Origin of the sequence: Mesorhizobium sp. M7A.F.Ca.CA.004.04.2.1, assembly GCF_004022825.1 — a bacterium.
Lineage (GTDB): Bacteria > Pseudomonadota > Alphaproteobacteria > Rhizobiales > Rhizobiaceae > Mesorhizobium.
Genome location: NZ_RZPH01000147.1, coordinates 1 through 8,728, shown reverse-complemented (window position 1 = coordinate 8,728; position 8,728 = coordinate 1). Strand labels below are relative to the sequence as shown.

General features: G+C 62.9%; 9 protein-coding genes. 4 read left to right on the top strand and 5 right to left on the bottom strand.

Annotated elements, in window-relative coordinates:
* Positions 1 to 440: LysE family translocator (locus EN893_RS09490; RefSeq protein ID WP_164900779.1), on the bottom strand; the 440-nt coding region annotated here is incomplete at its 3' end.
* A gap of 394 nt (positions 441 to 834) precedes the next feature.
* Between EN893_RS09490 and EN893_RS09485 the strand changes: the two genes are divergently transcribed.
* Entirely contained in the window at positions 835 to 1,461 is a 627-nt protein-coding gene (locus tag EN893_RS09485; RefSeq protein ID WP_127267941.1) for a DUF1062 domain-containing protein, read from the top strand.
* Between the two features lie 60 nt (positions 1,462 to 1,521).
* Here the strand turns inward: EN893_RS09485 and typA are convergent, their stop codons facing one another.
* Positions 1,522 to 3,351: a translational GTPase TypA gene (gene typA, locus EN893_RS09480; RefSeq protein ID WP_023811726.1), complete on the bottom strand. Its 1,830-nt coding sequence runs from the start codon at positions 3,349 to 3,351 to the stop codon at positions 1,522 to 1,524.
* A gap of 197 nt (positions 3,352 to 3,548) precedes the next feature.
* Between typA and EN893_RS09475 the strand changes: the two genes are divergently transcribed.
* Complete coding sequence (locus EN893_RS09475) at positions 3,549 to 3,830, top strand: hypothetical protein (RefSeq protein ID WP_236382934.1); 282 nt, start codon at positions 3,549 to 3,551, stop codon at positions 3,828 to 3,830.
* Positions 3,831 to 3,921: 91 nt separating this feature from the next.
* On the opposite strand, the gene EN893_RS09470 is transcribed toward EN893_RS09475, so the two are convergent.
* Together EN893_RS09470 and EN893_RS09465 are read right to left on the bottom strand one after the other, a co-directional pair.
* A complete protein-coding gene (locus EN893_RS09470) occupies positions 3,922 to 5,496 on the bottom strand; it encodes an alkaline phosphatase (protein ID WP_127267939.1) in 1,575 nt (524 codons plus the stop codon).
* A 262-nt stretch (positions 5,497 to 5,758) separates the two neighbouring features.
* Positions 5,759 to 7,042, bottom strand: coding sequence for an MFS transporter (locus tag EN893_RS09465; RefSeq protein ID WP_127267938.1), 1,284 nt, complete (start codon positions 7,040 to 7,042; stop codon positions 5,759 to 5,761).
* 72 nt (positions 7,043 to 7,114) lie between these two features.
* Between EN893_RS09465 and EN893_RS09460 the strand changes: the two genes are divergently transcribed.
* Both EN893_RS09460 and EN893_RS09455 read left to right on the top strand, forming a co-directional pair.
* The gene (locus EN893_RS09460) at positions 7,115 to 7,732 is read left to right on the top strand and encodes a TetR/AcrR family transcriptional regulator (RefSeq protein ID WP_127267937.1); all 618 of its coding nucleotides are present in this window, start codon (positions 7,115 to 7,117) and stop codon (positions 7,730 to 7,732) included.
* 45 nt (positions 7,733 to 7,777) lie between these two features.
* A complete protein-coding gene (locus EN893_RS09455) occupies positions 7,778 to 8,371 on the top strand; it encodes a hypothetical protein (RefSeq protein ID WP_127267936.1) in 594 nt (197 codons plus the stop codon).
* Between the two features lie 225 nt (positions 8,372 to 8,596).
* On the opposite strand, the gene EN893_RS09450 is transcribed toward EN893_RS09455, so the two are convergent.
* On the bottom strand, positions 8,597 to 8,728 hold a 132-nt coding region (locus tag EN893_RS09450; RefSeq protein ID WP_206640096.1), incomplete at its 5' end, for an inorganic diphosphatase.

Below are 8,728 nucleotides of genomic sequence, written 5' to 3'. Positions count from 1 at the left end.
CAGCCGACGATGCTGACCGAGGCGAGGTCGATGATGGTCGGCAGCAGCGCCAGGTAGAACATCATGATCTTGGGATTGCCAAGCGTCACCGCCATGCCGGCGAAGAACAGCTTTGCCGGAGAATCCTCGCGCGGCATCTCGCCCCCTTCTGCATCGACAGGCGCGGTCCACATTTTCCAGGCGAGGTAAGCGAGATAGGCGACGCCGACCCATTTCACCACGACGAAAGCGAAATGGAAGGTCTGCGCCACGACAGCCAGGCCGAACACCGCCAGCGACAGCCAGATGCCCTCGCCGATCCACATGGCGAGCAGGAACGGGAACACGTCGCGAAACCCTTTCGAGATAACGCGCGCAACGAGCGCCGCGATCGAGGGGCCGGGCGAACCGGCGGCAACGAACAAAGCGGCGGCGAAGATCAGGAGCGAGGTGGGGTGCATAACCGGGGTCTCTGGTTGAAAACCTTCGATTTCGGATATTAGCGCAAGTGGCTCGGCTGCGGTAGCACCGACAAAAGACCCTTGTCGGTCCAGCATCTCGCGGCTAGAAAGGCCGCCGCGAAACAATTTTGAGCGTCACTTTGCCTACGTAGCCGCCGGTCTCGTCAACTCCCCCGACACACTGCATGACTCCGCATTCGCGGTGTCTGTTTTCATTTCATGTGTTCTTCTGGGCGGCGGTTCGAGACCGGTTTGGCACTGCTGAACCGTTGTTGCGCGCTGCCGCCCGTGACATCCGATTTCCGATCATAGCAAGCGACCGCCACGCCGCGCCCGCATGGGCATCTCGACATCGCCGGCCTGATGAACTTCCCGACGGGAAGGGCTTATCGGCATGTCTGGACTCCAGCGTATCCACTGGGCAATCGCGCCCAAGACCGCACCTCGGCCGCTCATCAGCTGCAGTCGTTGCGGCACTGTGAAGGCCTATTGCAGCAGCGGGAAATTCCGCGTCAACGCCAACGGCAAACGCATCGACGTGTGGCTGATCTATCGCTGCATCGACTGCGACAACTCCTGGAATTTCGGCATTTTCGAGCGCTGCAACCGCCGCGACATCGACCCGACGCTGCTGGCGGCGCTCGAACGCAACGATCCTGCACTCGCTCACCGTCATGCCTTCGATGTAATCGCGTTGCGCAACCGGATCGGGCGCGTCGAGGAGTTCTCCGATGTCAGCATTCACAAGCGCAGGCTCGGCGACACCGGGGAAGCCGCGACCGTGTTGGAGATCCAGCTTGGACTGGAAATGCCGACATCGCTGCGACTCGACCGGCTGCTCGCTGGCGAACTCGGCATCTCGCGATCACGGCTTCAGGCGCTGGAGGAGAGGCGGCTGCTCATCGTTGACCCGGATGGCGCAAAGGCCCTGCGCAAGCCTACCCGCGCGGGAATCGCGATCCGCATCGATCTGGCCGGCGAGGCCGATCGGCAGGCCATCATCTCGGCTGCCGGTGGATGAACGAAAAAGGGGCGGAACACTGGTTGCTCCGCCCCTATCGACTGTCGGAAAATAGAGAGCTTACGCCGCGCCGACCACCTTGGACGACTTCTCGAACCGCTTGCGCTCGTTCGGATCGAGATAGAGCTTGCGCAGCCGAATGGTCTTGGGCGTCACTTCGACCAGTTCATCGTCCTGAATCCAGGCCAGCGCGCGTTCCAGCGTCATGCGGATCGGCGGCGTCAGCTTGACCGCCTCGTCCTTGCCGGCGGCACGGATGTTGGTCAGCTTCTTGCCCTTGAGCACGTTCACTTCAAGATCATTGTCGCGGCTATGGATGCCGATGATCATGCCCTGATACACCTTGACGCCCGGATCGATGACCATCGGGCCGCGATCTTCCAGGTTCCACATGGCGTAGGCGACCGATTCGCCCTGTTCGTTGGAAATCAGCACGCCATTGGTGCGGCCCGGCAGCTCACCCTTGTAGGGCTCATAGGCGTGGAAGAGCCGGTTCATCACGGCGGTGCCGCGCGTGTCGGTCAAAAGCTCCGACTGGTAGCCGATCAGGCCACGGGTCGGCGCGTGGAAGACGATGCGCTGGCGATTGCCGCCGGACGGGCGCAGTTCGACCATCTCGGCCTTGCGCTCGGACATCTTCTGCACGACGACGCCGGCATGCTCCTCATCGACGTCGATGACGACTTCTTCGACCGGCTCCAGCAATTCGCCGTTCTCGCCCTTCTGCATGACGACGCGCGGACGCGACACGGCGATTTCAAAGCCTTCGCGGCGCATCGTCTCGATCAGCACGGCCAGCTGCAATTCGCCGCGGCCGGAGACGAAGAACGAATCCTTGTCGGGCGATTCCTCGATCTTCAGCGCGACATTGCCTTCGGCTTCGCGCAGCAGGCGGTCGCGGATGACGCGGCTGGTCACCTTGTCGCCTTCGGTGCCGGCCAGCGGACTGTCATTGACCAGGAACGACATCGTCACGGTGGGCGGATCGATCGGCTGCGCATGCAGCGGTTCGCTTACGCTCGGGTCGCAGAACGTGTCGGCGACGGTGCCCTTCGACAGGCCGGCAATGGCGACGATGTCGCCCGCCTGCGCTTCTTCGATCGGCTGGCGCTCAAGGCCGCGGAAGGCCAGGATCTTCGAAATACGGCCGGTTTCGATCTGGGTGCCGTCATGGTGCAGCACCTTGACCGGCTGGTTGGCCTTCAGCGTGCCGCTCTCGATACGGCCGGTGATGATGCGGCCGAGGAACGGATTGGCTTCCAGGATGGTGCCGATCATGCGGAACGGGCCGGGATGAACGGTCGGCTCCGGCACATGCTTGATGACGAGGTCGAACAGCGGTCCCAGCTGCTGGTCCTTGGGTCCTTCCGGATTTTCCGAAACCCAGCCATCGCGGCCTGAACCGTACAGAATCGGGAAGTCGAGCTGCTCGTCGGTGGCGTCGAGCGCCGCGAAAAGGTCGAACACCTCGTTGACCACCTCGACGTGACGGGCGTCCGGACGGTCGATCTTGTTGATGACGACGATCGGCTTCAGGCCGACCTTGAGCGCCTTGCCGACGACGAACTTGGTTTGCGGCATCGGCCCTTCGGCTGCGTCGACCAGCACGATGGCTGAGTCCACCATCGACAGGATGCGTTCGACCTCGCCACCGAAATCGGCGTGGCCGGGGGTGTCGACGATGTTGATGCGGGTATCCTTCCAGTCGACCGAAGTCGCCTTGGCCAGGATGGTGATGCCGCGTTCCTTTTCGAGGTCGTTGGAATCCATGGCGCGCTCGGCGACGCGCTGATTGTCTCGGAAGGAGCCGGACTGCTTCAAAAGCTGGTCGACCAGGGTGGTCTTTCCATGGTCGACGTGCGCGATGATCGCGATATTACGGATTTTCATGTTCTGGTCTCGGAAGCGTTGCAGGCAGCAGGCCAAAAGGCGCTGCCTCTTTCGGTTGCGCGGCTCATACAGGGTTTTTCGCAGTTGCGAAAGAGGAGGAGCGTCACCAAATACTCATCAAATCTTAAGCATCTGCGTGTGAGATGATTTTGTTAACCAAGGCGGGAACCCTTTGGGGCCCGGGCAGTTCAAACGTCATGACCGATAAACTCAACCGATTCTGGCCGCTCATCGCGTCTGTTGCCTTCGCCGTCCTGCTGGCGGCCAACGCCGCACAGTCAGCCGCGACGATGAAGGAATCACGGCCTGCCTTGCTGTCAGAGGCACAGTCGGCCGAGCAGATTTTCGCCGACGCACCAGACGGCGTCGACCCGATGGTGACCGGCCCGGTCAGCGCCGCCTTCAAGCAGCGCCAGGACTCCGCCAACTGCGACAGCGCCGTCTGGCCGAATATTCCCATGGTCTGCTACCCGGACTAGTCAGCGCTTCACCCCCCGCCCCGTCTCGCCAGCTTCGCTTTGCGAAGCCGCCGCCGACCTTCCCCACAAGGGGGAGGGTTGAGAAGCGCGCTTACGCCGACCGCACCGGGTCGAGCGTCACCTTGTAGAGTTCGTTGTCGTCGCGATCCATCAGCCGCACCGTCATCTGCTCGCTGGCGCCTGAAATATCGACGAGCCCGAAGAATTGCAGCCCGGCCGAGGGCGGCAGGTTCTGTCCCTGTTCGGCGGTCGGCGCCTTGATGAACTTCAGCTCCGGACCGAACGTCATGTCGAAATCGTTGGGACCGAACGTGCCGGCATGGATCGGACCCGAGACGAATTCCCAGAACGGATTGAACTCCTGGAACTGCGCCTTGTCCGGGTTGTAATAATGCGCGGCCGTGTAATGCACATCTGCGGTGAGCCAGACGGTGTTGCTGATGCCGGCATTCTTTATGAAGCGCAGCAGGTCGGCGATCTCGAGCTCGCGCCCTTTTGGCAAGCCATTGTCGCCATTGCTGACCGCTTCGGCGCCAACCTTCTTGGTGCCGTCGTCCCAGACGACGAGGCCGAGCGGCACGTCGGCGGCGATGATTTTCCAGGTCGCCTTCGAATTCGCCAGTTCGCGCTTCAGCCATTTCGTCTGCTGCTCGCCGAGCATGCGCGACTGCGGCGTCATCTCATCCTGCATGTCGGGACCATTGGGGCCGCGATAGGAGCGCATGTCGAGGAAGAACACGTCGAGCAGCGGCCCATAAGCGATCTTGCGATAGACGCGGCCGGGCTCGGACGGTTCGTAGCGGATCGTCGTCATCTCGTGGAAAGCCCGCGCCGCGCGGGCCGCCAGCACGTGGATGGATTTTTCCGTGTAGCGGCTGTCGGCGCTGAGATCCTTGGAATCCGACCAGTTGTTCAGCACTTCATGGTCGTCCCACTGGTAGAAAGTCGGGCAGATGGCGCTCAGGCCGAGCACGTTCCTGTCCATCATGTTGTATTTCCACTGGTCCCGGTACTCGTCCAGCGTTTCGGCGACCTTGCGCTTGCCGTCGATCAGCACGACGTTCTTCCACTTGCCGCCGCCGGGCAGGTCGACCTCGTCCTTCATGGCGCCGTCGGCATAGATGGTGTCGCCTGAATGCAGGAAGAAGTCGGGCGTGTGCTTGCCGATCGTGGCGTAGGTCTTCATGCCGGTCTCATCGATGCCCCAGCCCTGGCCGGCGGTGTCGCCGGACCAGGCAAAGCGGATGTCGCGCTTCGAGGCTGGCGCCGTCCTGAAACGGCCGGTGATCGGCTCCGAAACGGCGTTGATGTCGGCGAGATCGGCCGATGTCATGCGGTAGAAGATATCCTGGTCCGAAGCGAGGTCGGTGAGCAGCCGCTTGACCGTGTAATCGCTGGCCGGCGACGTATCGAGCGGCGCCAGCCGCGTCGCACTGGCGAAATTCTCCGTCGACGACACCTCGAACATGACGCGCGACGGTCGGTCGGTGCGCGTCCACACCATGCCGCTGGTGGCGTCGACATCTCCCGACTGGACGCCATGGGTGAAGGAAGGCCGCTGATTGGCGCGCGAATAATAGGGCAGCGCCAAGCTCGAGACGCCGGCCAGGCCAACGGCGCTGGCGGATGTGACGAAGGCGCGGCGGGTCATCGAGAGCTTGTTCATGGCTGTCTCCTGGTGGCTTGAACGGCGCCACCAAGGTCCAGCGTCAATGTTTCAGGCGCATCTCGGGATGATGAAGTTTTGATAACAATGAACAGGGTAATCTCCCCCTCGAGGGGGAGATGTCGCCAAAGGCGACAGAGGGGGTCGCCGCGCGTGGAGCGCTAACCTCCTTCTATCGCAAGAGGCCGAGCCCAGTCGGACCGACCCCCCTCTGGCCGCTTCGCGGCCATCTCCCCCTCGAGGGGGGAGATTAGCGTCGCGCCTAAGCCGCTTGCGGCTCCGGATCGAACGCCGGCTTGCTGGTGTTGATCAGCAGCGAGATACAGGCGGCGGCGATTGCCGTCATGCCGGCGATCAGGAAGGCCAGTTCGTAATTGCCCTGCAGCTCGCGCATGGTGCCGCCAAAGGCGGCGGCAGCGGCCGCACCGATCTGGTGCCCGGCGACGATCCAGCCGAACACGATCGGCCCACTGCGATCGCCGAACGCCTCGTTGGCGAGCCGCAGCGTCGGCGGCACGGTGGCGATCCAGTCGAGGCCGTAGAGCACGGCGAAGATGATCAAGCTGGTGGCCGAGAAGCCGGAATAGGGCAGATAGATCAGCGACAGGCCACGAATGCCGTAATAGACGCCGAGCAGCTTGCGCGGATCGTAGCGGTCGGTGAGCCAGCCCGACAACGTCGTGCCGATCAGGTCGAAGATGCCCATCATCGACAGCAGGCCGGCGGCCTGCACTTCGCCGATGCCCATGTCGCCGCAGAACGCGATCAGATGCGTGCCGACCAGCCCGTTGGTGGTGAAGCCGCAGACGAAGAAGGTGGCGAACAGATACCAGAACACCCGCGTGCCGGCGGCACGGCGCAGCGTCGAGAACGTATGCGCCAGAAAATTGCCCTGTGACGCAGGCGGAGTGGGCGGCACGTCGTCAGCCTCGGCGCCGTAGCGCACCATGCCGATCGATGCCGGCCGCTCCGGCACCAGCAGCCAGACCAGCGGTATCAGGGCAGCGGTCGCGATCGCGACCGCAATGACAACCGGCTGCCAGCCGCCCGACTGCGCCAGCGCGGCGATCAGCGGCAGGAACACCAGCATGCCCGAGGCGCTGGAGGCCGACATCAATCCCATGACAAGCCCGCGATTGGTCTTGAACCACCGGTTGACGATGGTCGCGCCGAGCACGCTGGCGACAGCACCGGAACCAATGCCCGAGAACACGCCCCAGGTGATGAACAGATGCCACGGCTTGGTCATCAGCAGGCTGAGCGCGGTCGAGCCCGACATCACCACCAGCGAGGCCAGCAGCGTGCGGCGAAGCCCGATGCGCTCCATCAGGGCTGCGGCAAATGGCCCTGTCAGGCCGTAAAGCAGGATGCCGACACCGGCGGCCAGCGAGATGATGTCGCGCCGCCAGCCGAAACTGTTCTCCAGCGGCAGCATCATGACCGAGGGTGCGGAGCGCAGGCCAGCCGCGACCAGCAGGCTAAGGAAGATCACGCCGACCACGACGAAAGCGTAGCGCTGGCCAAAGGGGCGGGATTGAGCTATCATGTTACTGACCGGTACGTTGCAGGTGGAGTATGTATACGTACCGATCGGTAACATTGTCAATCGAGCCACACGATGCCAACCGACAAAAATATTGATCTGACCATCAGCGACGATCATGCGTCGGCGCCGCCGAAAGCAGCCAAGAAGATCCTCGATGTGGCTTATGACCTGTTCTACCGGCGCGGTATCAGGGCGATCGGCGTCGACGAGATCGTCAAACGTGCCGGCGTCACAAAGCCCAGCCTCTATCGCAGCTTTCCGTCCAAGGATGAACTGGCCGCCTCCTATCTCAGGCAGTACGATCTTGAATATTGGGAGCGTTTCGACGAGGCGGTTGCCGCTCATCCCGGCGACCCGCGCGCACAGATCAAGGCTTTCCTGACCCGCATCGGCAAGCGCACGCAAGTGGCGGACTATCGCGGCTGCGGCATGACCAACGCGGCGGTCGAATATCCCGACCACAGCCATCCGGCCCGTGTGGTCAGCGAGGCCAACAAGCAGGAATTGCGCCGCCGCCTACGCGCCATGGCGGTTGCGATGGGCGCGCAAGACCCTGACACGCTCGGCGACGGCCTTCTGCTGCTGATCGAAGGCGCCTATATCAGTGGCCAGCTGTTCGGGCTCGGCGGCCCGGCGCAAGCGGTCGCCCGCAACGCGGACCTGCTGATTGAAGCGAGCTTGAAGAAATAACGTTTGGCGCTACGCTGCGGCAGCTTGCAACGGAGATTGACCGCCATGCGTGCCATTCTGATCCCGCTTGTTCTGGTCGGTCTCGGTCGGGCTGCGCAAGCCGACGGCATTTCCAGCGCCTACACCGATCTGGATTCGAAAAAGGATTGCGTGACCTACGCGCAGGCCGAGGAAGGCGACGGCGACTGGGCCGAACTCGCCTGTTCGGGCTATCGCGGCTATCCCGTACTGATAGCCTATGACGATGCCCGTGAATCGCTGTTCTACGGCTTTCCCCCCGGCGGCGACATGACAACGGTCTGGGAGAGCTTTTCCGGTTTCAATTCGTCCGGAGCCAAGATCGAATGGCGCATCGAGACCACCGGCGACAAGGCTGTGCCCTATGCAGCCATCCATCGCCGCTCGATCAGCAATCCCGAGGACGAGAAAAAGCCGACCGAGGTGCTGCTCGTCGCCAAGGTCGGCCAGATGGACGCCCGCGACGGCTGCACCGTCGGCCTGGTGCTGGCCACCGGCAATCCCACCGCCAACGATCAGGCGCGCAAGCTTGCCGACGACAAGGCACGCACCTTCGCCTGCGGCAAGGACAGGCGCACCGTCATCGGCAATGTGCCGGCTTTTGGCCGGGTGGATAACTGAGCACGGCGGAGATTGGGCATCGCACCCGTAGCTTCGTCATCCACGGGCGGAGCAAGGAGCGTAGCGACGCAGCGCAGACCCGAGGATCCATGCCGCGACATCAACACCGCCGCGGCGGTGCAGAATTCCGTTCCGCCGCACACGTCGCCTGGCGTCACGGCATGGATACCAGGGTCTCCGCGACGCCGCTTTGCGGCTGCTCCGCCCTGGTATGACGAAGTTGGGCTACTTGCTCGCCTTGGCCCGCTCGATCGCATCGACGATCATCTTCTTGGCATATTTGGAATCGTGCCAGCCTTCGATCTTGACCCATTTGCCGGGCTCGAGATCCTTGTAGTGCTCGAAGAAGTGCTGCAC

Bases quoted from the DNA above. Each gene is read 5' to 3' on its own strand.
- EN893_RS09485 (WP_127267941.1), top strand. From the start codon at position 835: ATGTCTGGACTCCAGCGTATCCACTGGGCAATCGCGCCCAAGACCGCA.
- EN893_RS09460 (WP_127267937.1), top strand. From the start codon at position 7,115: ATGCCAACCGACAAAAATATTGATCTGACCATCAGCGACGATCATGCG.
- EN893_RS09470 (WP_127267939.1), bottom strand. From the start codon at position 5,496: ATGAACAAGCTCTCGATGACCCGCCGCGCCTTCGTCACATCCGCCAGC.
- EN893_RS09475 (WP_236382934.1), top strand. From the start codon at position 3,549: ATGACCGATAAACTCAACCGATTCTGGCCGCTCATCGCGTCTGTTGCC.
- EN893_RS09465 (WP_127267938.1), bottom strand. From the start codon at position 7,042: ATGATAGCTCAATCCCGCCCCTTTGGCCAGCGCTACGCTTTCGTCGTG.
- EN893_RS09455 (WP_127267936.1), top strand. From the start codon at position 7,778: ATGCGTGCCATTCTGATCCCGCTTGTTCTGGTCGGTCTCGGTCGGGCT.
- typA (WP_023811726.1), bottom strand. From the start codon at position 3,351: ATGAAAATCCGTAATATCGCGATCATCGCGCACGTCGACCATGGAAAG.